The organism is Neptuniibacter sp. 1_MG-2023 (assembly GCF_030547185.1).
Classification (GTDB): Bacteria; Pseudomonadota; Gammaproteobacteria; order Pseudomonadales; family Balneatricaceae; genus Neptuniibacter.
The window spans coordinates 502,020-527,101 of sequence record NZ_JAUOQR010000001.1 but is presented as its reverse complement, the minus strand read 5'-3'; the positions used below and the strand labels follow the sequence as shown (position 1 = coordinate 527,101).

Genomic DNA, 25,082 nt, shown 5'->3' with positions numbered 1-25,082 from the left:
CATTGTTACAAGGTTGTCCGCGATTGAGCTACTTTATCTTTTTGAGGTGAAATTTTACTATCGGTGAACTTTCTGGACCTTTTTAAGGTATGCCAAATTGATGGGGACAGGGATACTTCGCGCTTTGGCCTGACGACAAAGATAGCCCGTTATGCTATCAATTTCTGTCTGACGGCCTTGGCGCACGTCTTGTAGCATCGACGAGTAATTTTCAGCAGTAATTCCCGCCACATGACAAGCTTGCTCAATGAGTGGGCCATCAAAAAGATCAATATCAAATGCGTGTGCAACGAGTTCCACTTCTCGACAGATCGCCGCCATGGTTGAAAGGTAGTCAGGGTTATTAATTAATTCACCATTCTTACAATCAAAGATAGCGGTCAGAGGATTAATCGCGCAATTGATGGCGAGTTTTCTCCATAAGGTTAATGCAATATTCTTATCTTGCACTACATTGAGGAAACCGCCCTTTATTAGGTCATCGACCCAGGTATATGTTTGGTTGGGAGCGCCTATCTGTGTTACTCCTCTACCGGCATGCTGTACATTAAAGGGGGTTTTGAGCCAAGCGCCATCGGTTGTTGAGGCCCAAACAACATCTGCATGAGGACATTGTGACTGAATCCACTGTTGGCTGCCCATGCCATTTTGTAAAACGATGATTTTAGCGTGAGGGTCTAAACGGCTTTTAATGCTCTTAAAGGCATTTTCTGTATCGACTGATTTAGTCGTAATGAGAAGCTGCTTAATCGTTTCAGGAGCACTAGCAAGCTCCGCAGTCATTGGATAATGCTGACCTGCGAGTACAATTGAATTTTGTTGCTGAAACAGATTAACTTTAGTTTGATTGCGCAGAATCAAGCTAACAGGGAAGCCTAGATCGGTAAGATGACAGGCCCATAATGACCCAATAGCTCCTGCACCTAGGATATGCCATGGTTGTTTCATTATATCTCCATCAAAGTGGGCTGTGGAATTAGAGCAAAATTCCATATCATTATTGTCTATTCTAACGCTGTTTGCAGATTTTATGATTACTCTGACGTGAAAAGCTAATACAGGTCAGCTAGAATTTGAAAAAAATTGAGGAGTTAATAGATGCCATCGTTTGATATCGTTTCTGAATTGGATATGCACGAAGTTTCCAATGCTGTTGATCAGTCTAATCGTGAAATCCAGATGCGTTATGATTTTAAGGGGGTCGACGCTCGCTTTGAGCAAAACGATAGCTCAGTCATTATGTATGCAGAAGTAGAATTTCAATTACAGCAATTATTAGATGTCCTACGTACAAAGATGGTTGGCCGTAAAATTGACATTCGTTGCTTAGAGGTTAAAGACCCAGAAAAAGCCAATATGAGAGCTCGCCAAGAGGTTGTGCTCAAGCAAGGCTTAGATCAGCCTTTTGCTAAAAAAATTGTCAAAATGATTAAAGATGCAAAGCTCAAGGTTCAGTCTCAAATTCAGGGTGACCAAGTCCGGGTAACAGGAAAAAAACGAGATGACCTGCAAACCGTCATGGCATTTTTGCGTGAAGCCGATTTAGAGCTTCCTTTGCAGTTTAATAATTTCCGAGACTAAAGGGATGAGTAGGGAGGTGCTTTACACCTCTCCCTTTTGCTCAAGACAATCCAATAAAAAAAGCTCCTTTACTAATTCTTGAGAGGGGCTTTCGGCAAAGTCTTCAACACAGATACTACCGTTCTCTAGCTTTCTCATTAGTGAGCTACCCTGCCAATGCACGATAGGAATACCGGTAGAGCGATGAATCACCCTTAGGTAAGGGTTACTTCTTTCAAACCAAGCATCAATTACGTAGGTCATGCTCTTCTCCTTGTTTAAGTGAACTGAAGTAGAGCGTTGAGCATAGTACAGTATTTTCTAAATGTAAATGATATTAATTATCATTTGCATTTGTGGGCTTTATAGTTTTGGCGGCTAAGACAATCAGTAAAAGTACGGGTAGCCCAATAAGAGCAACAGATATAAAAAACCATTCATAATCATAGGCATCAACGAATCCACCGGAAAATCCCCCTAAAAATTTAGGGAACAACAACATGACCGAACTAAAAAGCGCATATTGTGTCGCAGAGTATTGGATATTGGTTAAGCTGGAGAGGTAAGCAATAAACGCGGCGGTTGCTATACCTCCGCTGAGGTTGTCCAAAGATATAACGAGGGTTAAAGCGGTTGTGTTATGGCCTAAAGTGGCTAGCCAAGCAAATAGAAGGTTAGTCAAAGAGACCATCAAAGCTCCTGAAAATAGGATTTTCATTACACCAAAACGGCTCACGAGTATTCCGCCTAGGCCAGCTCCAACTATGGTCATAACGACGCCATAGATTTTTATAATCTGTGCTATTTCTCCCTTAGTAAATCCCATATCAACATAAAATACATTGGCCATAATGCCAAGAATGACATCAGATATACGGTAGGTGCCAATAAGGGCCAAAATGATAATCGCTTGTTTTCCGTAACGTTTTATAAAGTCGATAAAAGGGCAGGCCACGGCGACATAAGCCCAGCTGATAAACCGCGAAAGGATATTCGGTAGGTGGGCATATTTTTCACTATATTGAATAACTTTATTTCTCTGTTCAAGGGTCTCGTCGTCAATAGAGATCGCTTGAGGCTCAGATACCGATAAGGTTGTTGCAATACCAATTAGCATCAAAGAGGCCATAGCTAGATACGCAATCCGCCATGAGTCTTGGTCATAGCTGTCCGGTGTAGGCGAAACCCATGCTGCAATGGCGAGGGCTCCTGCGCCCGCGACAATCATGGCGATTCTGTAGCCTGCCATATAAGTTGCCGCCATCGCCGCTTGAAGGCGCTCCTCTGCTGACTCTATACGGTAAGCATCGATAACAATATCTTGAGTTGCTGAGCTAAAAGCAACTAATACGGCCATAAATGCCATAAATTCTAGATGCTCTAGAGGATTAGAAAAGGCTAAGCCTGCAAGCCCCGCAAGTAACATGCTTTGAGCCAAAAATAGCCAGCTGCGGCGGCGGCCGAGTAAGCGTGAAAGAAGTGGGATTGGCAGGCAGTCTACTAAAGGAGCCCAGAGCCATTTGATACCGTATGCAAGCCCAACCCATGAGAAGTAAGTTATTACACTGCGTTCAACACCCGCTTCTCTTAACCAAAATGATAGTGTGCCGAAGACCAATAATAAGGGTAGCCCAGATGAAAAGCCTAAAAAAAGAAGTGTGATGGCCCGGGGGTGTAGATAAATTTTTGCGGACTGAAGCCAAGATACCGGCTGAGGTTCGACTGATGACATCTGAAAACGCCTTCCATGAATAAGCGTCTATTGTCCCTGTCTGCTGTTAGCAAGGCAATGGTTTCAAAAAAGGTTTATATCGAGAAGTAATGAGCGGAAGAATAAAAATAAAAAGGCCCAACACTCGGCTAGATTGTTGGGCTTTTCATAAAAGCGTAGATTTACTGAAGGGGGGAAGTAAACCTAAGCCTTATATCTGCTTAGAACTTAATACGCATACCGGCTAGAACGTCTAGCTCGTAATCAGTACCTGCATCATCATCACGGTTAGTGATTTCCGCAAATACAGAAACGTTTTTCTGTGCAGGGAATTTGTACACAACGTTAGCGTAGATAGCATCTTCATCACTGTTAGCTGCATCGTAGTCATGGTCAACATAACCTACAGCGATTTTTGTGGTTTTTGATGCTTTGAATGTTGCTACAAGGTTTGTCATCGCAACATCGTTGTTTGATCCACCTTGATCAGATACACCGTAGTCAACACCAAACTCAGCGAAGCCGGCGTCAAAAGATGCGCTTACACCCCATACATCTACAGAAGAGGATGTAGGTGTCGCTTTAAGAGTCTGGTATGCCGCGCCTAGAGTAATCGCGTCAAAACCGCCTTCAACGTATATTTCAGTTGATTCGCCGTTAGCACTTTTTTCGCCATCAGCTTCAAGCTCGTGAGAGATCGCTACGTGTGCTACATCAAAATCAGCATCAAAACGGATAACGTCGTCGCCATCTACAGAACCGAACTCATCAAAAACGTCATCACCTAGATCGTTTTCAATTGCGTTTTCAACACCAAAGTCATCGGCAGCATTGTCCATTTTACCAACTTGAACAGAGTAGCCGTGAGATTTAAGACCTAAGTAAGCTTCTTCTAACTGATCGCCATCGATATCGTCTTCAGCTGCTTTTTTAAAGCCGAAATCTAATTGACCGTATGCAGAAAGGCCGTTTCCTAGATCGTAAATGATAGAGTTTTTGATCTCTAAATCATCAAATTCAACTTCAGCGTCTTTGGTTTTGCTAGCGTTATCACGTAGCTGAACCTGCCAGTCACCTTTAATTTTGAAAGTTAGACCTTTATCTTCATAAATAGTCGCTGCAGTAGCAGAGTTTGCTGCAAGAGCGGCAATAGCGGAAGCCAGAATCAGCTTTTTCATTTCAATACTCTCCAAGAGTTTTAAATAAATAATTAATTGTTAATTAATGGTTGTTAATTAATTTTTTGAAAGATTGTTTTGTTTCTTCGTCTGCCTGGTTGTACCAAAATATAAGCATCTGAGCAGGCATGTTTTCCTTGGCATTAGTATTATTATTTTTCGCTTTTGCCGTATTGTTTTTGGTTAATTGATTTGGGTTGAATAAAGGTTTATTAGGCAGTGCTGCTGCGGCATCTGTTTTATTAAAATCTTCTAATTCCCGTTCGTAATCTCTACTTAATTGAAAACCATCATTTTTGATTAAAGAGACTTTGTAATCGACGGGCTGTCCACTTTTAGCGGTTAGTATCCAGTTTCCTTTTTCTTCTAATGCTTTGATATCTTTTATCTTTTTTATTTCTGGGGTCGCTAGAAGTAACTGTTCATCTTTTTGATCAAATAAAAGAACAAAAGCGTTGCTATATTCAAGTTCATATTCGCTTCCGTTTTTTATTTCAGCGGTATAACTAACAACGATCTGGTTTGTTCCATTAGGAAGATTATAAGAACTACTGTCATTAAAAAAACCAGATGATTTAGCTTCTTTACCATTGATTGCAAGTAAATTAACCCCGTCGGAAATGTTTAGTGTGTTTTCGGCAAAAACAAATGAAGATGAAAATAATGTTGCCAGAAATAATATAGATGCTTTTAGGGGGCTTAATGAAAACAATTTTATGTCCTTGGTTTTTTTCTATGTTTAATGATTTATTTTGCAGCGCAATAATAGTTATTGTTTATTTCAATTTGGTTTCATTTTTGTTTATTTTTGTTACGTTTTTTTTAAACTTTTAAATAGATGGGATATTGCTTGTTTTATAGGTATATAAATGAGGAAGACATCTCCTAAGGTTGGTTTACCTTAAGAGATGTCGTTTCAAGCGTGGGAGTTATAATTTTCCAGCAGAGAAAAATAGAGTCTCACCTGAGCTGTCATCTACACCATCATTGTCAGTTACAGCGTAAGCGTGACCCGAAGCATCAATGGCAAAGCCTTCAATTTTATCGGTAACGTAGCCGTTAAGTGATTTCAGATTTGGGATGAAGTTTTTTACGAGCTCTTTCTTCACTACAGGTAAGGTGCTGCCAATCGGAGCAGGTTTTAGGTCGTCAAGACTAACCTTGTATAGCTGCTTTATTTTGGCATTTTCGTCTAGTTGGTTATCACGTTCGATAATATAGAGCGAATCGTTGTAGGCAGTGACCTCTGATAGTCCAACCCAACCTGTTTGGGCTTTTTCTAGAGGATAGTGCACTGCACCCCATTGTTTTGTTTTTAGATCATAAGAAAGTAGTTTTACCAACCCTTTAGGATCGTCAGCCCATTCTCTCTGGATAGCAATCCATAAAGTGTCACCGACCTGCGTGATACCTTCAGCGCCGAAACGTTTTTGATGTGCTAAAAGGCTTTTAGGAAAATCGATTGTTTGATCAATTTCGCCTTTAGTATCGACATGATAGATAGCATGAGGAACTTTTTTCTTAGCGTTACCTTCAGAGGCTAGCCAGAAGCCATTATCGCCATCAATAGAGATCCCTTCTAGGTCTAGCTTTTCTGCAGGTTTGCCATTACGAGTGACTTTTAAAGCTTCAGTTATGATGGCAGGCTTGTGTGTTGCATCAATACTGAAAATAGTTGGTTGGTTTGCATAAAAGCTATCGTTTACTGCAAATAGATGACCCGCTTTTTTCGGATCAGCAGCTAGGCCTGACAGTGCACCCCAGCCGATAGGCATACCTTTATCATCATGCTGAGACATAATTTGTGGGTAAGCCGCAGTTTTATCACTTAGCTCATAAATCATAACGTGGGCACGCGGACCTTTATCTTCAATCAAATCCTTTTCATTGGCACTGATTAACAGATTGCGGCCTGGGATGGTAACTGCTGATTCAGGTGCAATACCTGAAGGGAGCATCTGAATAAATTCAGGGGCTTTGCCTGTATCACGGTATACGCCGATTAGTGATGCGCGTTCAGATAAGATGAAGATGTAAGTCTCTTTACCAAATTTGCCTATTGCAACACCTTCTGGTTCATTACCTTTTTTGCCAGAACGTTTATCTGGATAGTGTCCAGTTGCAATCACTTTGTGTTCGAAGTCAGACCCTGATTCATAGATGACTTCTCCATTTTTGTGGAAAATAGTGAACCCACGTGCGCCGCCTTGGAAATCACCTTCGTTAGCAGTAACGAAGCGATCATTATCGATCCACTTAACCGAATCGGGTTCACGTAGGCGAGTTTGTGATTGGGAAAAATCAAAGGCTTTGTCTTTCTTCGTATCGATCATTGTTAACTCAGCAGAGCCTGCTGAAAAATGATTAATTACTTTGCCTGTTTCCGCATTAACAATGGCGATGTGGTTGTTCTCTTGTAAAGTGACCACGATTTCATTGTTTTCGTTGAAATCAACAAATTCTGGCTCAGGATCGTCAGCGCCTATAGTCGCCATACCTGTCATATTTACTTTTTTCATCTTGCTGCAAACGGGGTTGCCGTTTTCTAACGGATAAATAGTAAGGAAGCCTGCAGGCAGTTGTGGCAGAGCGCCATCATTTAGATCTTCATCGCGTTCATTTTCGATGGCAATAGCAACATATTTCTCATCTTTTGAGACTGCTACAGAGTCTGGCTGACCGCCGAGATCACAGCTTGCGATGATCTTATGGTCGTTTAAGCTTAGAGATACTAGCTTGCCGCTGGGTTTGATATAGCTCTCTGATGTGTTGACGCCAGCAAGAACCGTCGTTGCTGTAACTGCAACCGATGTAGGTTCTCCATTAAGAGAAACAAAACCACCCGGTTTAGGCATTGATGCATTTTTGATATCAATAAAGCCTAAACCACCTAAAGGACTATCAGAGTACACAAGTGAGTTTCCATCTTGTGTTGCAGCAATAATTTCTGCTGATGTCTCTGTGGCAACGTCAGAACCTGCAGGTAGGTTGTGAATGTTTGCAAAAGTGGCGATTCGGTTGAACGTGTCTGCATGGGTTGTCATTGCAGCAGAGGCTAGCGCTAATGCAATTAGGGTGTGTTTACCTGGGTGGTTAAACATCGGGTGTCGACTCCTATAGGCTACTCAATAATGAATTGAGGCGGGATCCTATGGATCTATTGTGACGGTTGCGTGAAAGGTTAACTGCTTTTATCGGATTATTGGTTTTTGTGTCGATCTATCTATATGAAATATATGGATATATTGTGTATAGCCTGGCTATTTTTGGCTTATGTTAAAAATTAATTAAACTTTTATTTCATCTGTTTTGTTCCTCTATTTGTCATGGTTTTGTCACTCATACCTTCTATCTTGCATCACTTCGATTAAGCAGTTTAAAAACTCTTTAGTTGCTGTGTTTATAGAAGAAAATTTAATTTTGAGCCGCTCCTTTTAATTTCAATAGGTGAGTAAAATGGGTTACGACAATTCACATGATCTATGTAGTAATTTGAATCAAGAGCAAGATTCTGAATTTACACGCATGACTGACAAAGCTGTTAGTCGTCGTGGTTTTATGGCGGGAATGGGAGCGCTGGGTATAGGTGCTTTTATTGGTATGTCGCCCATTGCCCAATCGGTTCAGGCGGCAATGTCTGCTTCAGTTAAGAGTAAACTGATCGGTTTTAAACCTGTACCGGCAAGTACTGCTGATTCTGTTGTTGTACCTGAAGGCTATAAAGTCACTAATTTAATATCCTGGGGTGATCCTCTTTTTGACAATGCTCCTGAATTTGATCCGTCAGGCAAGGCTCCGGCGGCAAGTCAGGCATTGCAGTTTGGCGATAATACCGATGGTATGAGTTTATTCCCTCTCTCTAATGACCGCGCGGTGATGGCGGTCAATAATGAATACACTAATGTTGAGTATTTATATGATCATCAAGGTAAAGCAATTACTGCGGATGATGTTTTAAAAGCGCAAAACGCCCATGGGGTCTCTATCTTTGAGATTACTTCTAATGGAAAGGGCTGGAGTGTTGATCGCGCAGGTAAGTTGAATCGTCGTATCACAGCAAATACGCCTATGCAGATTACTGGCCCTGCTGCGGGTGATGAGTTGCTAAAAACCGCTGCGGATCCATCCGGCGTGGAGGTTCTTGGCACATTTAATAACTGTGCTAATGGGCAGACTCCATGGGGAACATATCTCACTTGTGAAGAAAATTTTCATAAGTACTTTGGTTCCAATGATGACGCTTATGCAGTGCCTGCTGAGCAGCAACGCTACGGTATTAAATCTGCTGATAAAACCTATCAGTGGAGCAAGCATGATGAGCGCTTTGATTTGTCTCAAAATCCGAATGAGCCAAATCGTCACGGCTGGGTTGTAGAGATTGACCCAATGGATCCAACGTCTAAACCACAAAAGCGTACGGCTTTGGGACGCTTCAAACATGAAAATGCGGCGCTAATGATCGACAGCAGCGGCCATGTGGTTGTTTATTTAGGTGATGACGAGCGCGGTGAGCATCTGTATAAATTTGTTTCTAAAGACAAATATATAGCCAACAATAATCCGCATAACCGTCGTCTACTTGAAGAGGGTACTCTATATGTTGCTAAATTTATGGCAGCTGATGGCGAGTTAAAAGGTAAAGGTCAGTGGATAGAGCTTACTTTCGGTAAAAATGGGTTAACACCAGAGAATGGCTTTAACAGCCAAGCTGAAGTATTGATTCATACCCGTTTAGCCGCCACTCAAGTGGGTGCAACAACCATGGATCGTCCTGAATGGGTAGCAGTGCATCCTAATAAGCAAACCGCTTTTTGCACGCTTACCAATAATAAGAACCGTGGTAAAAAGGATAACCAACCTGTAGGTGGTCCGAATCCTCGCGAAGATAATAAATATGGGCAGATTGTTCGTTGGAGTCCAATGAATGGCGATCATACTCAGTCTGCGTTTAATTGGGATTTATACCTGATAGCGGGTAACCCAACATTGCACTCAAGCGGTTTGTTGGCGGGTAGTAATAATATTAACCCAGACAATATGTTCAATAGCCCTGATGGCTTGGGTTTTGATGAAAGTGGTCGTTTATGGATTATGACCGATGGTAAATACTCCAATAAAGATGACTTTGCAGGTATGGGCAATAACCAAATGTTATGCGGTGATCCAGAGACCGGTGAAGTGCACCGGTTCCTAACCGGCCCCGTTGCAGCAGAAGTGACAGGGTTAACATTTACACCTGATTATAAAACTATGTTTGTTGGTATCCAGCATCCAGGTGAGAAGTTGAAAGGTTCGCATTTTCCAGAAGGTGGAATGAGTAAACCGCGTTCAACTGTTGTTGTTATTACCCGTGATGATGGCGGGGTGATTGGCGCTTAATTAGGCTTCTAAAATTACTGTTAATAAAAAGGGCCGAAAGGCTCTTTTTTTGTAAAAGTTAAATGGTTTACCTTAAAAATTAGGTATAAAAAAACCGGCAATAGCCGGTTTTTTTTGTTCTAATTGCTCGGAATTAGATGCGTAGACCGCCATCAACTTCAAAGCAGCGGCCGCTAACGTAGTCATTTTCAAAAATGAAAGTAACTGTTTTAGCGATCTCTTCTGGTTTACCTAGACGTTTAGCTGGAATGCCGGCAGCGATTTTTTCAAGTGCTTCAGGCTTCATGCTCATTACCATCTCAGTACCGATGTAGCCTGGTGCAATTGATGCAGCACGAATCTTATAGCGGGCAAGTTCTTTAGCCCACGTAACAGCCATAGCTTGTGCGCCAGCTTTTGTTGCCGTGTAGTTAGTCTGGCCCATATTACCTGAACGCGATATTGAAGAGATATTGATGATACAGCCTTCAACACCTAAATCGATCATCTGAGCAGCGGCTTCACGTGCACATAGGAAAGTACCTGTAAGGTTTACATCTATAACCAGGTTCCACTGATCCATAGACATCTTCTTAGCAACTTTACCTGTTTCACGATCAACTTTTAGGAATAGGCCATCACGGGTAATACCCGCATTGTTTACTAAACCGTTGAGAGAGCCGAAATCTGCTACTACTTTAGCGAATGTTGCTTCAACTTCGTCTTCTTTTGCAACATTGCAAATGTAAGCACGAGCTTCAACACCTTCTTCCATGCAAAGGCCTACAGTTGTGTCTAAGTCTTCTTGGCTAAGATCAATTAATGCCAATTTGGCACCTTGAGAAGCTAGTTCAAGCGCCATCGCGCGACCAAGACCACGGCCACCGCCGGTTACAACAATTACTTTATCTTTGAGTTCCATTGAGGATTACCCTTACTTCGGTTTGACTCTGAATGTTATTGTGCATTGCGTCATTGTGCAGAATTTAAACTTATAACGCTTTTGCAAAAATGTCCACATTTAGCCTGTATGATTCATCTATCAATAAGTTTTATATACTTTTGACTGTGTATTTTTGAGCGATTACGCATCTGCTAAGTGTCTGTTTTTTCTTTTAAATACCGCACTGCGGTGTAACTTTGTACTTTCGTACTAATGCTGTTTTTTATTTATGAATATTTCATGGCTTAACAAAACTTTATGATTTTAAATGCTGATAAGGCTTGAAAAAGCAGGCTTGTGCCCATAGAAATAAGGCATATCACCGCTGACGTTGTCTTAATTTTCCCCACTGTTTAGTTGTGTTTTTATTTGCTATGAGGCGCCCATGAGATTTCTTTTTTTACTGTTTATTATTATTCCAATTATTGAAATCACAGTGCTTATAAATGTAGGTGATGCTATTGGTGCTTGGAATACAGTAGGTTTAGTGCTCTTATCAGCCTTTATTGGGGTGAATATGCTCCGTTATCAGGGGCTATCAACACTGCTTAGAGCACAGCAACGAGCTAATCAGGGAGAGATCCCAGGTCAAGAGATGGTTGAGGGAATTGTTTTGGCCGTTGGTGGTGCTTTACTTATTACGCCGGGGTTTGTCACTGATATTATAGGGTTTAGTTGCTTGCTACCTTTTACCCGTAAAGCCTTAGCTGCAAAATTAATGGGGCGTTTCACTATTATTGCCTCACAAGGACATACATCAGGCTCAGCGCAGTTTTATACCAATGACCCTTTTGAGCCTCCCCATGCCCCAAATAGTTCATCTCTGAAAAAGCATGATGTGATTGACGGCGAGTTTGAACGTAAAGATTAGTTTGGACTATAGGAACTTTTTTTCAATAAAGTGTTGAATTCATTTTTAATGCCCCAATTTAGCTATTCAAAGGGTGATTCTGTAAATGCATGAATTACTCTATTTCCTAACATAATGTTGATTTTGGTCAGATAGAGATCAGGAGAAAAAACAAAATGAAAATTCGTCCACTTCACGACCGTGTAGTTGTTCGTCGTAACGAAGAAGAAGCCACTACTGCGAGCGGTATTGTGCTACCAGGTTCTGCTCAGGAAAAACCTAACCAGGGTAAGGTTATTGCTGTAGGTGAAGGCCGACTTCTAGATAACGGTGAGCGTAGTGCGTTAACTGTTCAGGTTGGGGACACAGTGCTATTCGGTGGTTACGCTAATACTGTCAAAGTAGAAGGCGAAGAGCTGCTTATTTTAAGCGAAGGCGAAATTTACGGTGTACTAGAAGACTAATCTTCCAGTTTAACTTTTCGCAGGTATCTACGTTCAGTAGAACGTTTTTGTTTAAAAAATTTTTGAATACAGGATTTTCAAGATGTCTAAAGAAGTATTATTTGGAAACGATGCACGCCAACGTATGCTTAGCGGCGTAAATATTCTTGCTGATGCAGTTAAAACAACGCTAGGTCCAAAAGGACGTAATGTTGTACTAGATAAATCATTTGGCGCACCAACCGTAACTAAAGATGGTGTTTCTGTAGCTAAAGAGATCGAACTAGAAGATAAGTTCGAAAACATGGGCGCTCAGATGGTTAAAGAAGTAGCGTCACAGGCAAATGATGTTGCTGGTGATGGTACGACTACTGCGACTGTTCTAGCTCAAGCTATTGTTAATGAAGGCTTGAAATCTGTTGCTGCGGGCATGAATCCTATGGATCTTAAGCGTGGTATCGATAAAGCAGCTGCAGCAGTAGTTGAACAGATTCAAAAAATGGCAGTGCCATGTGCTGACAGTAAAGCGATTGCTCAGGTTGGTACTATCTCTGCAAATGCTGATCTTCAAGTGGGCGAAATCATTGCTGAAGCAATGGATCGCGTAGGTAAAGAAGGTGTTATTACCGTTGAAGAAGGTAATGCACTTGAGAACGAACTTGATGTTGTTGAAGGTATGCAGTTCGATCGTGGTTACCTATCACCATACTTCATCAACAATCAGGAAAGCATGTCTGTTGAAGTTGAACAGCCTTTTATTCTGTTAGTTGATAAGAAAATCTCTAACATTCGTGATCTTCTTCCTATTTTGGAGCAGGTAGCGAAAGCATCTCGTCCTCTACTTATCATCGCTGAAGATGTTGAAGGTGAAGCGCTAGCAACATTGGTTGTTAACAATATGCGCGGCATCGTAAAAGTAGCTGCGGTTAAAGCGCCAGGCTTTGGTGATCGTCGTAAAGCAATGCTTGAAGATATCGCTATCTTAACGGGTGGTACTGTTATTTCTGAAGAAGTGGGTTTGACACTTGAAGAAGCAACATTAGAGCAGCTAGGTCAAGCGAAACGCGTATCTATCACTAAAGAAAATACAACGCTTGTTGATGGTGTTGGTGCTGCTGATACGATTGAAGCTCGCGTTAATCAGATCCGTGCTCAGATGGAAGAAACGTCTTCTGACTATGATCGTGAGAAGCTACAAGAGCGCGTTGCTAAACTAGCTGGTGGTGTTGCAGTAATTAAAGTTGGCGCAGCAACAGAAGTTGAAATGAAAGAGAAGAAAGCACGTGTAGAAGATGCATTGCATGCTACTCGCGCTGCTGTTGAAGAAGGTGTTGTTCCTGGCGGTGGCGTTGCGCTTATTCGTGCTATGGATATGGTTAAAGACCTTAAAGGTGATAACCATGACCAGAGTGTTGGTATTGAGCTTGCGTTCCGTGCATTAGAAGCACCGCTTCGTCAGATCGTTGCTAACTCCGGTGATGAAGGTTCTGTTATTGTTGCTAATATTCGTGAGAAGGGTGAAGGTAACTTTGGTTACAACGCTGCTTCAGGTGAATATGGTGATATGATCGATATGGGTATCCTTGATCCAGCTAAAGTAACACGTTCTGCTCTTCAGGCTGCTGCATCTGTTGCAGGCTTGATGATCACAACAGAAGCGATGATTGCTGATAAACCATCTGAAGGTGGAGCAGCTTCTATGCCAGATATGGGCGGCATGGGTGGTATGGGCGGTATGGGCGGTATGATGTAAATCATCCCCTTACTGTACTAAATAGCTAATAGAGTCGTCTGTTAGCTATTTATAAATACTGAGCCCCGCATTTTGCGGGGCTTTTTATTTGTGCGTAAAATAGGCTTAAAATCTAACTTTCTATGCAATGGGTGAATGGATAACCATGAATCGTGATGATGATATTAATGTGCCAAATATGGGGCCAGCGGAACCTTTAGACGAGAGTCGTTCTCCCCAATCTGCATCGCCTTCTCAAAAAGGGAACTCAGCGGCACCGGTGGTTGAAGTTCAACGTTCAGGGGGCTTTTTGCAGGCGTTAGTGAGCATAGTCCTAATTGCTGCGGTATCTGCATTAGGTTACTTTGGTTTTGATATGTACGATGCCCAAAAGCAGAAAGAGGCAACATTTACTCAAGCCCAAAAACAGATCGAAGAATTAAGAGAGCTTTTGAAGCAAACAGAGCAGGGTGCAGAGCAGTCAGGCCAAGCGATTCAAGGTAATGTTTCGTCTTTAGAAGAGAGTCTTAAGCAGAAAGATAAACAGCTCGATTCCGAAATTGCTAAATTGTGGGCGATTGCTCATCAAAAGAATGCACCTCTTATTAAAGAGCATAGTGATCAGATTAAGACGCAAGCAGCTACAATTAAAACTTTACAAGCGACGGTGGCGAGCCAAGCTAAAGAGTTAAAAGCATTATCAAGCTTAAAGTCAGAAAGCACTAAGTTAAAGCAGTCGGTTAATGCTGAAGTAGAAAAAATTAATAAACTGGTCACACGTATAGAAACTGAAGTAAGAACCAGTAATGAGATGAATCAAGAACAGCAAGACGAGGTGATTAAAGCTCAGAGGTCACTGTCTGATCGTGTTACGAAATTGGAAAGCAAAAGCACTGATGGTTTAGAGCGGCGAGTAAAAGTTAATGAGCAGGCTGTACGAGCGTTTGATGGGACGCGTAGGCAGTTGAATCAAGACCTGCTTCAAGTGAAGCAAAAACTTAATAATATGCAGCTACTATTAGAGCAAAAGTAGTGTTCTGGTCAATGTTTGATCAAAAGGTTGCCTTCAAGGGTTTGCTAAGTGTGGCCCTTGAAGGCAAAATACACGATTATTCCTAGATAGAGATAATTTTATCCTCCATGAAAATTCGTGCTTTCTTTGCACTAACGCTACCTGATTCAGTTGTACGTTGGTTGGCTGATCATGCTGATACTCTGTGTGTGTATGATAAAAAGACAGAAGTCAGCTGGGTAGATTCTGATCGTTACCATTTAACATTGTGTTTTCTCGGGGGGATTTCGCTGGAGCAGGTAGAAGAGCTAGAGCGTTGTGCGCGAGAAAAGCTTGCAGATTTCAGCTCTTTTCAGGTTCATATCAATGCGGCTGAATACTATCGTGTCAGTCGTAGCTTAGCTTTGATTGCTGCTCTTCCTGATGTGAATCAGGAATTAGAATCTTTACATGATTTGATGGTAGATGTTGCTGATGCCGCGGGTGTTAACCATACAGATGAAGATTTTAAGCCTCATGTTACCTTAGGGCGATTGCCTGGTATTAATAAGTTTAAAACACCTGAAAGCTGGCCGGTAATTGATATGTTTAGTCTTGCTGATTCAGTTGTTCTTTTCCAAAGTAAGCCAGGAGAAGATGGCTCTATCTATACACCACTATTTGAGATCCCTTTACAGGATCTAGCTTAATTAACGATTAGGCTAGATCGCTTTACTCGACTTAAAGAAAAACCACTTCATTATGCGTACTCCAGAACTTTTGTCTCCAGCGGGGACACTAAAAAATATGAAATATGCGTTTGCCTATGGTGCAGACGCAGTATATGCCGGACAGCCTCGTTATAGTTTGCGTGTTCGCAATAACGACTTCAATATGGAAAACTTGGGCGAAGGTATCGACCTTGCGCATCGATTGGGTAAAAAGTTTTTCCTCGCCAGTAATATATTGCCTCACAATAGCAAGTTGAAAACTTATATTGATGATCTGCGTCCTATCATTGCCATGGGGCCGGATGCATTGATTATGTCTGATCCTGGGCTGATCTATCTGGTTAAAGAGCACTTTCCCGATGTGCCGATTCATCTGTCGGTTCAGGCTAATACGATGAACTGGGCTGCGGTTAAGTTTTGGCATGCCATGGGTGTTGAACGGGTAATTCTGTCACGTGAGCTATCCCTTGATGAAGTGGAAGAGATTCGCCAGCGTTGTCCAGAGATGGAGATCGAGGTGTTTGTCCATGGTGCGCTATGTATAGCCTATTCAGGACGTTGCTTATTATCGGGTTACATTAATAAGCGTGATCCAAACCAAGGGACTTGTACTAACTCCTGCCGCTGGAAATATGATGCTCATGAGGCGAAAGTGGATGAGTCCGGTGATGTAGTTCCAGTCGAACAGTTTGACCCTAAAGCTGACATGCTCGCACAGGCGAATAAACCTGCTTTAGGAGAGGGTGAGCCAACTGACCGCATCTTCTTGCTGCAAGAGGAGACTCGCCCTGGTGAGTTTATGCCTGCTTTTGAAGATGAACATGGCACTTATATTATGAACTCTAAAGACCTTCGTGCCATACAGCATGTACATCGTTTAGCTGCGATGGGGGTGGATTCATTGAAAATTGAGGGGCGAACAAAATCCCATTACTACGTTGCACGAACTGCCCAAGTTTATCGTAAAGCGATTGATGATGCGGTTGCGGGTAAACCTTTTGATATGAAGCTGATGGATGAGTTGGAAAACCTTGCCAGCCGAGGCTATACGGAAGGTTTCTATCGTCGTCATGTGCATGATGAGTATCAAAATTACGAAACTGGTAATTCGGTGGGTGTTCACCAGCAGTTTGTAGGTGAAATTATGGGATACGATAAGCAAGCAGGCATGTTGGAAGTGGATGTGCGTAATCGCTTCTTAAAAGGCGATACACTTGAGTTGATGACCCCGCAGGGTAACCATAAATTTAAGTTAGATGAGATGATCGATAAAAAAGGTAAGCAAGCCGATGTTGCGCCAGGGTCTGGTCATGTAATGAAGATCCCTATGGCGTTAGATTGTGAGCCTGAATATGCCTTGATAATGCGTGATCTTCCTAATGCTCCAGAATACAGTAGTCAGAAGTAACGAATTTATCATTAGACAAAATTATGCTTGTTGAAAAATACCGATTTAGCCGAGCGTTGCGGCCATTTTCATTTAGTGTGGCCTTAATTGTTTGTCTGACAGGTATTATGGCGGCCTATCGAGAGGGTTTTTCTGACCCTCTCAACGCTTTCCTTATTCTTTCTGCCGGTCTGTTATTGCAGGCAGGTGTGAATTTAATTAATGATTTTACGGATTTATCTCTTCTTAATAAGATTCAGTACGCTGGAGCGCATCGGCAGATCATAAGAAACTTCCAAATGGGTTTGGCGTGTTTTTTATTAGCAGGCTGTATAGGTTTGTATCTTGTTTATCTCTCAGGGCCCTTTCTATTAGTGTTAAGTGTTGTTGGGTTTGTTGGGGCACTTGGCTATACCTTAGAGCCTATTAACTATAAACGCCGCGGTTTAGCCGTTTTTTTTGTGTTTTGGTTGATGGGTGTATTAATGGTGCTCGGTGCTTATTTTATTCAAGCGAAAGTGGTTACAGCCGATGTGTTTTTTCTCTCAATTCCGGTTAGCTTATTTACTTCGTTGCTGCTGTTGAGCAATGAAATAAGAGATTATGAAGATGATCGGGATAAAGGTATTCGAACTTTATCGGTGAGAGTTGGTTACGATAAAGCGATCTTAATTTATAAGATGATTATTGCTGCGATCTATCTCATCACCATTCTGCTGGGTCTAACGGATATATTGCCGTGGAGCTACTGGTTATTGCTTACCTTGCCCATTGTTATTTTGCCTTGTCGCTTTTTACACAAAAAAGGGGGCGCTCGCCGTCAGTTAACACCTGAGACGGGGAGGGGGTATCTTATTTTTGGGCTTTTTTACTGTTTTTTGTTAGCCTTGTAGCTTTATAAGTTACTATTTTAATTAGGCTTTTTGTTTTGTCTGAACCATAGTTTATTACCTTTTAAGCACCTAAAGCCGACTTCGTTAGATAACAATTGCAGATATGCTAAATGGTTAACTAATACCAATGCCCGACACCGTTTATTGGTACTTTTGGTGTATACTCTGCAGCAGTTCAAGCTTTCCCGAGAGAGAGCACTAATGGGTGATGATGTTAGATGGAGCAGCTAGGTGAAGATAGCCACTCAAACTCTTTTTAGTCTAATATTTTCAAAACTCATCCCTTATGACAATAAAGCCATATATGGAGCCCCCGCATGAGCGTAATCCGTCAAGACGATTTCATTAGCAGTATTGCTGATGCTTTGCAGTTCATCTCTTATTACCACCCGCTTGATTTCATCAAGGGTGTACATGAAGCTTATCTAAAAGAAGAAAATCCAGCGGCAAAGGATGCGATGGCGCAGATCCTTATTAACTCTCGCATGTGTGCTGAAGGTAAGCGTCCAATCTGCCAGGATACCGGGATTGTAACCGTGTTCTTGAAGGTAGGTATGAATGTTCAGTGGGATGCTGACATGAATGTAACGGATATGGTTAATGAAGGTGTACGTCGCGCCTACCTTAACCCTGATAACGTGCTACGTGCTTCAATTTTGGCAGACCCTGCGGGTAAGCGTCAAAACACAAAAGATAATACGCCAGCTGTTATTCATTATGAGATTGTGGATGGTGATAAGGTTGATGTTCAGGTTGCAGCTAAAGGCGGTGGCTCTGAAAATAAATCTAAAATGGTGATGTTGAATCCATCCGATAGCATTGTTGATTGGATTGTTAAAACCGTTCCTACTATGGGCGCAGGTTGGTGCCCACCGGGTATGCTAGGTATAGGTATTGGTGGTACGGCAGAAAAAGCAGCGGTTATGGCTAAAGAGTCATTGATGGGATCTATTGATATTCACGAACTCCGTGAACGTGGACCTCAAAACAGAGTTGAAGAGCTACGTCTAGAAATTATGGATGCGGTTAATAACTTAGGTATAGGTGCTCAAGGCTTAGGCGGTTTAACAACCATCATGGATGTTAAAATTATGGACTATCCAACCCATGCTGCTTCCTTACCTGTTTGTATGATTCCTAACTGTGCCGCGACACGTCATACACACTTTACCTTAGATGGAACAGGTCCCGCTGTTCTAACACCTCCAAATCTTGATGATTGGCCAGAAGTGACATTCGAAGTGGGTGCAACAACTCGTCGTGTTAATTTGGATGAGATCACACCTGAAGATGTTAAAGAGTGGAAGGTTGGTGAGACTGTATTACTTAATGGCAAGATGTTAACTGGACGTGATGCAGCCCACAAGCGGATGGTGGAGATGCTTAATAATGGTGAAGAGCTACCTGTCGATCTGAAAGGGCGCTTTATCTATTATGTAGGCCCTGTTGATCCTGTAGGTGATGAAGTGGTTGGCCCTGCGGGTCCGACAACATCGACACGTATGGATAAGTTCACTCGTCAGATCCTAGAAAGTACCGGTTTATTAGGTATGATCGGTAAGTCTGAACGTGGCCCTGTTGCGATTGAGGCGATTAAGGATAACGAAGCGGTTTATCTAATGGCTGTTGGTGGTGCTGCTTATTTAGTATCTAAAGCTATTACTTCATCCAAAGTGTTGGCATTCCCTGAGATGGGAATGGAAGCTATTTATGAGTTTGAAGTTAAAGATATGCCGGTCACTGTTGCTGTTGATACGTCAGGTGAGTCTGTTCATACAACAGGTCCAGCTAAGTGGAAAGATATTATCGCTAAGCAAGTTTAACTTTTCGTAAGTTATTCTTTTAAGAACGCAGTGTGTAGAGGGAGTCCTTCTACGGCTGCGTTTTTTTATGTCTGGTACTTGTCGAGTTATTTAGTCCTCATTTTTTTATTAGATGATCATTTCATGTTTGAGATCAACGGTTGTGTAAGAGAATAAAACATATACTTACGCTTAATTGTTTTATTCATTTTGAGGGGAATGAAAATGAAAATTAAAGTAGCTCTAATGGGGCTTGTTGCATCGCTATCTTTTTCTTCAGTTGCTGTGGCAGAAGATGCTGAGGCAATGATGCAAGCTGCAGGTAAAGATATCTTCACTAAGTGTTCTGCTTGTCACTCTTTAGATACAAGTAAAAATGCTTTTGGTCCAAGTTTGATTGGTGTAGTTGGTCGTGAAGCCGCTTCATTACCACGCTTTGCTTATTCTGATGCACTACGTAACTCAGGCATCACTTGGACAGAAGAGAATCTACGTCAGTGGATTGCCGGTAACGACCAGTTTGTACCAGGTACACGTATGCGCCACGTAGAAATTACAGATAAAGCAGAGCAGGATTACCTGATCGCTTACTTAAAAACCCTGTAACCCATCTCTGCATATAAATCTATCAAGCTACCAGTGAAAGCTGGTGGCTTTTTTTGTGCCTTTTTTCCATACGTGCTGTAACAGATATAGGTTAGCTTACATCCATTAGCCTTTTTTGCTCAGCAAGGTAGCGGGGCATAGGCCCTTTATCCTCGTAGATCTCTTCACCATCTTCAATTCTTATTACTTTGTTACCCGGAACATAGGGCATTTTAGCTTCTAATTCATTGAGGGCTTCGTGAAGGAGTGCTGCAACAATATCTGCTTTTGGTAAGTTGTACATAGTGGCTAAAGCTTTGAGTTTTACTGAATCAGATTGGTATATAGATAGTGTTTCCTCTTGGCGACCGTTGATTTTTCGAGCTCTATTTTCCCACTCGTGTAAAAGCGCAGATAAGCTTTCTTTGCCCATTGTTTATTCCCCATCATGAACATGTCATCCCTTATTAGTGTAGATGTAAGGCTGAGTATTTCCAGAAAAAAAAGCAAACAAGGGTTTGAAAACAGAGGAAAAGGTGGTTTTTTATGAAACCCAAGAAGATAACCATCGGCATGATTATCTTTGATAAAGTGGCTTTAGGGTTTTATCCCATATTGAATGGGAAGATAGCAGGTATAAAATCGGTGTTACGGGGTGGTTAGCTATCTAGAGAGACCAGACGCTTATTTTCACGGAGTAAGGTGCTAAATTCCTCCTGATTAATCGGTTTGCTGAACAAGTAGCCTTGTAGTTGATCGCAGCCTTCTAATTCTAGAAAAGCCCGCTGTTCAGGTGTTTCTACGCCTTCTGCGCACACTGTAAGATCGAGTGTGTGCCCAAGCAAAATAACGGCTTTGGCAATGGCCTCGTCATTCGCATCTTCAGGTATATCTCTGACAAGAGATTGATCAATTTTAACTTTATTGATTGGTAATTGTTTTAAATAGCTAAGAGATGAGTAGCCCGTGCCAAAGTCATCTAGCGCTAAGTGTATGCCGAGCGCTCTAAGCTGATGAAAGGTTTCAATCGATGCGGCTTTATGTTCGAGTAGAAAGGTTTCTAGGATTTCTAGCTCGATCATCTCTGCTGGTATTTTGTATTCCTGTAATAAGTCACTGACTTTATCAGGTAGATTTTGTTTGGTTATTTGATCGCTTGCTAAGTTGATCGCAAGTCTGAAATTTCTTAGGCCTGCCTGTCTCCACAGAGCGAGTTGCTGAAAGGCTTCTTCTAAGACCCAGTTACCAATGTGCTTCATCAACCCCATCTCTTCAGCAATATTCAGAAACTGAATCGGTGGGATAAGGCCCATATCAGGATGCTGCCAGCGTATGAGTGCTTCTGCGCCAACAATGTTATTACCGCTGCGGTCCATTTGCGGTTGATAAAATAACTTAAACTGATTTTCTTTTATCGCTTTGCGAAGCTGGGGCTCCAGCTTGATCCACTCTTCCGCGCTTTCGGATAATTCCGGCTGGAAAAAAGCATAGTTATTGCGGCCTAAATCCTTTGCTTGATTGAGGGCAATATCGGCATTTTTAGTTAACACATCAATATCCTCACCGTGATCTGGCGAGAGGGCAATACCTATGCTTGCTGTAGTGAAGTAATCATTGTCATTCAATATAAACGGCTGTTCCATCGCGGTAACAATTTTGTCTGCGACGGCTGAGGCATCCATAGTATCTTCAAGTTCTTCAACAAGAATGGCGAATTCATCTCCGCCAATTCGAGCCACAATATCGGCTGGATTTAATGTATTCGTTAGGCGCTCGGTTACTTGTATTAGAAGCTCATCTCCATAAGTGTGACCTAAGGAATCGTTGATGTGTTTGAAACGGTCTAAATCTAGGTGCAACATTACTACTTTTTCATTCTTCTTTCGGTGCGTAATGGCGTGATCTAGTCGGGCGCTAAAGAGTAAACGATTAGGTAGATTGGTTAGAGTGTCATGATGGGCTAAATGGGATAGTTTAGCTTCAGATGCTTTTATACTGCTAATATCTGCAAGTACGCTGACATAATGGGTTAGTTCATGGCTGACGGGATCGAAAACGGCATTTATATTGACTAAATGGGGAACCACTTCACCATCTTTACGTTTGTTCCAAATCTCACCTTGCCAATGCTTATCTTTCTTTAAGGACTCCCAGATAGATTGGTAAAATTTTGGGCTGTGTTTGTCTGATTTTAAAATAGTAGGGCTTTGGCCAATAAGTTCTTCACGGCTATAGCCAGAGATAGTAGCGTAAGCTCTATTTATATCGACAATTTCATTGTTTTTGTCAGCTATCATGATGCCATCGTTAGTGCTAGAAAAGGCTATGCCTGCCAATCTTAGTTGTTCAATCGATGACTTTTCAGGTGTGATATCTAACAGCACACCGTTCCAAATTTGATCGTGACCGGATATCTGTTGACCTGGAAGGGATGAGCCGCGAAGCCACTTTAGTTCTCCCCCCTGTTTGTGAAAAAGTCTAAATTCATGGGACCAAGGTTGTGAGTGTTTGCTTGCATCGATGATGCTTGTCCATAGTTGAGCTTGGTCTTCAGGGTGAACTTGGTTCCAAACAAGGTCGAAGTTTTCATAAGCTTCTTCCAGTGTGATACCTGTGATTTTTTCGATACCTGGACTGAGATAGGTGAAATTTTGTTTTTTATCAGTGGTTAAGTGATATTGATAAAGCACACCAGGCATTGCTTGGGTAATATTTTGTAGGAGACTAGAGGTATGAGTTAATACTTTCTGTGACACTGCTCGTTTGAGCACAATACCAATGATGTTAGCTGCCGCTTTCAGAAGTTGCATATGAAAGGGGTTAGGTTTTCGTGGTTGAAAAGAAGAGATCGCTATAGTGCCATGTACTTTGTTTGCATCTAGCAGGATGGGGTGAGACCAACATGCGCGTATGCCAAACTTTTTGGCTACATGACGCAGATTATTCCATCGAGAATCATTGTCAATATTTATACTAAGTACAGGTGTGCCTAAAAAAGCGGATGACCCACAAGAGCCTTCGCCAAGGTTGGCTTTTAGGCCGTTAAATGCGTCAATGGCTTCGCGAGTAAAGCTAGGGGCACAGGCCACATTTAACGACTCATGTGCTGCATCAAAAAGCATAATGGATGCGATACAATCAGGTACAGATTGTTCTATAAATTGACAAATAGCATCGAAGATTCGTTCAGGAGGAGTGTCCTGTACAACGTATTCTAATACCTGGCTTTGGAGCTTTAAAATAGTATTAAGCTCTTGGGCATTAGGGTTACCAGTAATTTCTGGATTTTGAGTGTTGGAGCAGCTATTCATTGGCCAATCTTAATTATTATTATGGATCCGTACATAATACCAAGCGGTTGCACTTTACTATAGCGGAATAACCTTATTTATTAGTCATAGATCTATTTATGTTTTTGATTGAATCTGTCTGAACGTTAAACTTATCCGCGGATTTTTACAACTGAGCCTTTTTGGAAGGGCGTGTTGGCACTGTTGCTGGAGTTGCGGCCCCATCCATAATAGAGAGCCGTTTTCGAGTATCAGTTGTTGTTTTATATTTTTGTTGGTTATATCTCTAAGTGTAAATGTTCGCGATGCGCCTAAAGATACGCAGGCAATAGTAGGGTTTTTACCTAATTCAGGCTCATTATCTCGATGCCAACCCATACTGTCGTTTCCATCACGATAGTAGTTAAGTAGCACTGAATTAAAAGAGTGGCCTGTTAGTTTCTCAATACGCCCCCTAATTTCAGCGACTATAGGGTGCCACTCTTCAGTGTTAAGTCTGAGGTTTGAGTAGGTGTAGTTGATACCTTGATCACCCATAAAGGTTTGTAGCCTAGGAATGCTGACAGTTTTTCCAAACATGTGAATTGTATCTTGTCGCCAAGCAATCTGTTCGATTAGGAGCGATAAGAAGGTGCTAGATTCTTGTTCAGAGATAAAATTATTTTTTAGCCAGTAGTCAGGTTGAAATATCATACTCTTTAGTGGGTAATCCTTGGGAATAGCTTTATTCGTTTCATCATTACTGATTCATAGATGCTTAGATATAGCATGTGAGAGTGCGTCACTGATATCTATTTGATTACTTAGATGAGGGATAGAGTTGCAAGTGATGACCTTAGCTTTTGCCGTAAGTTCTTCGTATGCGTTATTAGAGAATAAACCGTGCACACCAATGCAGATAGGTGTTGATAGACCTGCTGAATGTAAATGCTGAACTGTTTGCAGCATTGTTTTTCCACTGGAGATTATATCGTCGACCAGAATAGGGGTATGTTGTTGCCATTGCTCCACATCGGGGAGTGAGACCTCCACTTGATAGTCACCTTTACGCACTTTTGACAGTACTTGGAAGGGCGCATTAGCCAGTTGAGCAACATCAGACACCCACTGTTCACTTTCACTATCGGGGCCGATCAAAAGAGGTTGTTGGATATTATTTTTGATCCAGTTGGCAATCATTGGCGCTGCGTGAACTACATGGCCCTCTAAACTGTAGATCTCATCCAGTGAGTGATAGCGATGGAGGTGAGGGTCTAGGGTGACGAGCCAATCAAAATGAGTAGATAGCAGTTGAGCAAAGGGGCGAGACGTAACACATTCACCGGGCTTAAAGCGTTTATCTTGCCTCATATAGGGCAGGTAGGGTGTCACTAAGCCTATATGCTTAGCGCCAAGTTCCTTGAGGGTGTTGGCTAAGAAGATAAGGTCTAGTGTTTTATTATTAGGTTGATATAAATTGCAGAATACAATGATCGAGCGATCTTTACAGTCACTTAAAACGCGCAAATAGCTTTCCCCATCCGGGAAGAGTCTGGTATCTAGCTCACCCAAATCAGCCTTCAATCTATCTGCGACTTTGTTGGCCAATGGCGTATCGGAGTTCAGATTAAATAATAGTGGTTTCATGG

The 25,082-nt window shown here is 41.9% G+C and carries 22 protein-coding genes; 11 read left to right on the top strand and 11 right to left on the bottom strand.

Annotation, left to right across the window (positions count from 1 at the left end; genetic code table 11):
• Window positions 1-57: 57 nt before the first annotated feature.
• Window positions 58-948, bottom strand: a complete 891-nt coding sequence (locus Q4492_RS02440; RefSeq protein ID WP_303415650.1) for a 2-dehydropantoate 2-reductase — start codon at window positions 946-948, stop codon at window positions 58-60.
• 150 nt (window positions 949-1,098) lie between these two features.
• Between Q4492_RS02440 and Q4492_RS02435 the strand changes: the two genes are divergently transcribed.
• On the top strand, window positions 1,099-1,581 hold the full coding sequence (locus Q4492_RS02435; protein WP_303415649.1) for a YajQ family cyclic di-GMP-binding protein: 483 nt from the start codon (window positions 1,099-1,101) through the stop codon (window positions 1,579-1,581).
• A gap of 21 nt (window positions 1,582-1,602) precedes the next feature.
• Here Q4492_RS02435 and Q4492_RS02430 read toward each other — a convergent pair whose 3' ends face one another.
• The 5 genes from Q4492_RS02430 to Q4492_RS02410 all read right to left on the bottom strand — a co-directional run bounded on the left by Q4492_RS02430 (window position 1,603) and on the right by Q4492_RS02410 (window position 7,550).
• Complete coding sequence (locus Q4492_RS02430; RefSeq protein WP_067868706.1) at window positions 1,603-1,824, bottom strand: hypothetical protein; 222 nt, start codon at window positions 1,822-1,824, stop codon at window positions 1,603-1,605.
• 73 nt (window positions 1,825-1,897) lie between these two features.
• Window positions 1,898-3,292 (bottom strand): MFS transporter, encoded by a 1,395-nt coding sequence (locus tag Q4492_RS02425; protein WP_303415648.1) that lies wholly within the window; start codon window positions 3,290-3,292, stop codon window positions 1,898-1,900.
• 200 nt (window positions 3,293-3,492) lie between these two features.
• Window positions 3,493-4,449: a porin gene (locus Q4492_RS02420; protein WP_303415647.1), complete on the bottom strand. Its 957-nt coding sequence runs from the start codon at window positions 4,447-4,449 to the stop codon at window positions 3,493-3,495.
• 43 nt (window positions 4,450-4,492) lie between these two features.
• Window positions 4,493-5,161, bottom strand: a complete 669-nt coding sequence (locus tag Q4492_RS02415) for a DUF2057 domain-containing protein (RefSeq protein WP_303415646.1) — start codon at window positions 5,159-5,161, stop codon at window positions 4,493-4,495.
• 217 nt (window positions 5,162-5,378) lie between these two features.
• Window positions 5,379-7,550 carry an esterase-like activity of phytase family protein gene (locus tag Q4492_RS02410; protein ID WP_303415645.1) on the bottom strand — a complete coding sequence of 724 codons (2,172 nt, stop codon included), beginning with the start codon at window positions 7,548-7,550 and terminating at the stop codon, window positions 5,379-5,381.
• A 355-nt stretch (window positions 7,551-7,905) separates the two neighbouring features.
• On the opposite strand from Q4492_RS02410, the gene Q4492_RS02405 reads away from it, so the two are divergent.
• Complete coding sequence (locus Q4492_RS02405; RefSeq protein WP_303415644.1) at window positions 7,906-9,828, top strand: PhoX family phosphatase; 1,923 nt, start codon at window positions 7,906-7,908, stop codon at window positions 9,826-9,828.
• Between the two features lie 133 nt (window positions 9,829-9,961).
• On the opposite strand, the gene Q4492_RS02400 is transcribed toward Q4492_RS02405, so the two are convergent.
• Window positions 9,962-10,729, bottom strand: coding sequence for an SDR family oxidoreductase (locus Q4492_RS02400; protein ID WP_303415643.1), 768 nt, complete (start codon window positions 10,727-10,729; stop codon window positions 9,962-9,964).
• A 406-nt stretch (window positions 10,730-11,135) separates the two neighbouring features.
• Between Q4492_RS02400 and Q4492_RS02395 the strand changes: the two genes are divergently transcribed.
• From Q4492_RS02395 to Q4492_RS02355, 9 genes are all read left to right on the top strand, one after another.
• Window positions 11,136-11,621, top strand: a complete 486-nt coding sequence (locus Q4492_RS02395; protein ID WP_303415642.1) for an FxsA family protein — start codon at window positions 11,136-11,138, stop codon at window positions 11,619-11,621.
• Between the two features lie 155 nt (window positions 11,622-11,776).
• A complete protein-coding gene (gene groES / locus Q4492_RS02390) occupies window positions 11,777-12,064 on the top strand; it encodes a co-chaperone GroES (RefSeq protein ID WP_303415641.1) in 288 nt (95 codons plus the stop codon).
• An 82-nt stretch (window positions 12,065-12,146) separates the two neighbouring features.
• Window positions 12,147-13,796 carry a chaperonin GroEL gene (groL, locus tag Q4492_RS02385; RefSeq protein ID WP_303415640.1) on the top strand — a complete coding sequence of 550 codons (1,650 nt, stop codon included), beginning with the start codon at window positions 12,147-12,149 and terminating at the stop codon, window positions 13,794-13,796.
• 145 nt (window positions 13,797-13,941) lie between these two features.
• Window positions 13,942-14,808 (top strand): hypothetical protein, encoded by an 867-nt coding sequence (locus Q4492_RS02380; protein WP_303415639.1) that lies wholly within the window; start codon window positions 13,942-13,944, stop codon window positions 14,806-14,808.
• A 107-nt stretch (window positions 14,809-14,915) separates the two neighbouring features.
• Window positions 14,916-15,476: an RNA 2',3'-cyclic phosphodiesterase gene (gene thpR, locus Q4492_RS02375; protein ID WP_303415638.1), complete on the top strand. Its 561-nt coding sequence runs from the start codon at window positions 14,916-14,918 to the stop codon at window positions 15,474-15,476.
• Window positions 15,477-15,528: 52 nt separating this feature from the next.
• Window positions 15,529-16,905: a tRNA 5-hydroxyuridine modification protein YegQ gene (gene yegQ / locus Q4492_RS02370; RefSeq protein ID WP_303415637.1), complete on the top strand. Its 1,377-nt coding sequence runs from the start codon at window positions 15,529-15,531 to the stop codon at window positions 16,903-16,905.
• 23 nt (window positions 16,906-16,928) lie between these two features.
• Window positions 16,929-17,777, top strand: a complete 849-nt coding sequence (locus Q4492_RS02365; protein ID WP_303415636.1) for a prenyltransferase — start codon at window positions 16,929-16,931, stop codon at window positions 17,775-17,777.
• Window positions 17,778-18,094: 317 nt separating this feature from the next.
• Window positions 18,095-19,600, top strand: coding sequence for a fumarate hydratase (locus Q4492_RS02360; protein ID WP_303415635.1), 1,506 nt, complete (start codon window positions 18,095-18,097; stop codon window positions 19,598-19,600).
• 204 nt (window positions 19,601-19,804) lie between these two features.
• Window positions 19,805-20,185, top strand: a complete 381-nt coding sequence (locus tag Q4492_RS02355) for a cytochrome c family protein (RefSeq protein WP_303415634.1) — start codon at window positions 19,805-19,807, stop codon at window positions 20,183-20,185.
• Window positions 20,186-20,276: 91 nt separating this feature from the next.
• Here the strand turns inward: Q4492_RS02355 and Q4492_RS02350 are convergent, their stop codons facing one another.
• The 4 genes from Q4492_RS02350 to Q4492_RS02335 all read right to left on the bottom strand — a co-directional run bounded on the left by Q4492_RS02350 (window position 20,277) and on the right by Q4492_RS02335 (window position 25,080).
• Window positions 20,277-20,597, bottom strand: coding sequence for a hypothetical protein (locus Q4492_RS02350; protein ID WP_303415633.1), 321 nt, complete (start codon window positions 20,595-20,597; stop codon window positions 20,277-20,279).
• 226 nt (window positions 20,598-20,823) lie between these two features.
• Entirely contained in the window at window positions 20,824-23,475 is a 2,652-nt protein-coding gene (locus tag Q4492_RS02345; RefSeq protein ID WP_303415632.1) for an EAL domain-containing protein, read from the bottom strand.
• 96 nt (window positions 23,476-23,571) lie between these two features.
• Window positions 23,572-24,147, bottom strand: a complete 576-nt coding sequence (locus tag Q4492_RS02340; RefSeq protein WP_303415631.1) for an alpha-ketoglutarate-dependent dioxygenase AlkB — start codon at window positions 24,145-24,147, stop codon at window positions 23,572-23,574.
• A gap of 54 nt (window positions 24,148-24,201) precedes the next feature.
• A complete protein-coding gene (locus Q4492_RS02335) occupies window positions 24,202-25,080 on the bottom strand; it encodes a ribose-phosphate pyrophosphokinase (protein ID WP_303415630.1) in 879 nt (292 codons plus the stop codon).
• Window positions 25,081-25,082 lie beyond the last annotated feature (2 nt).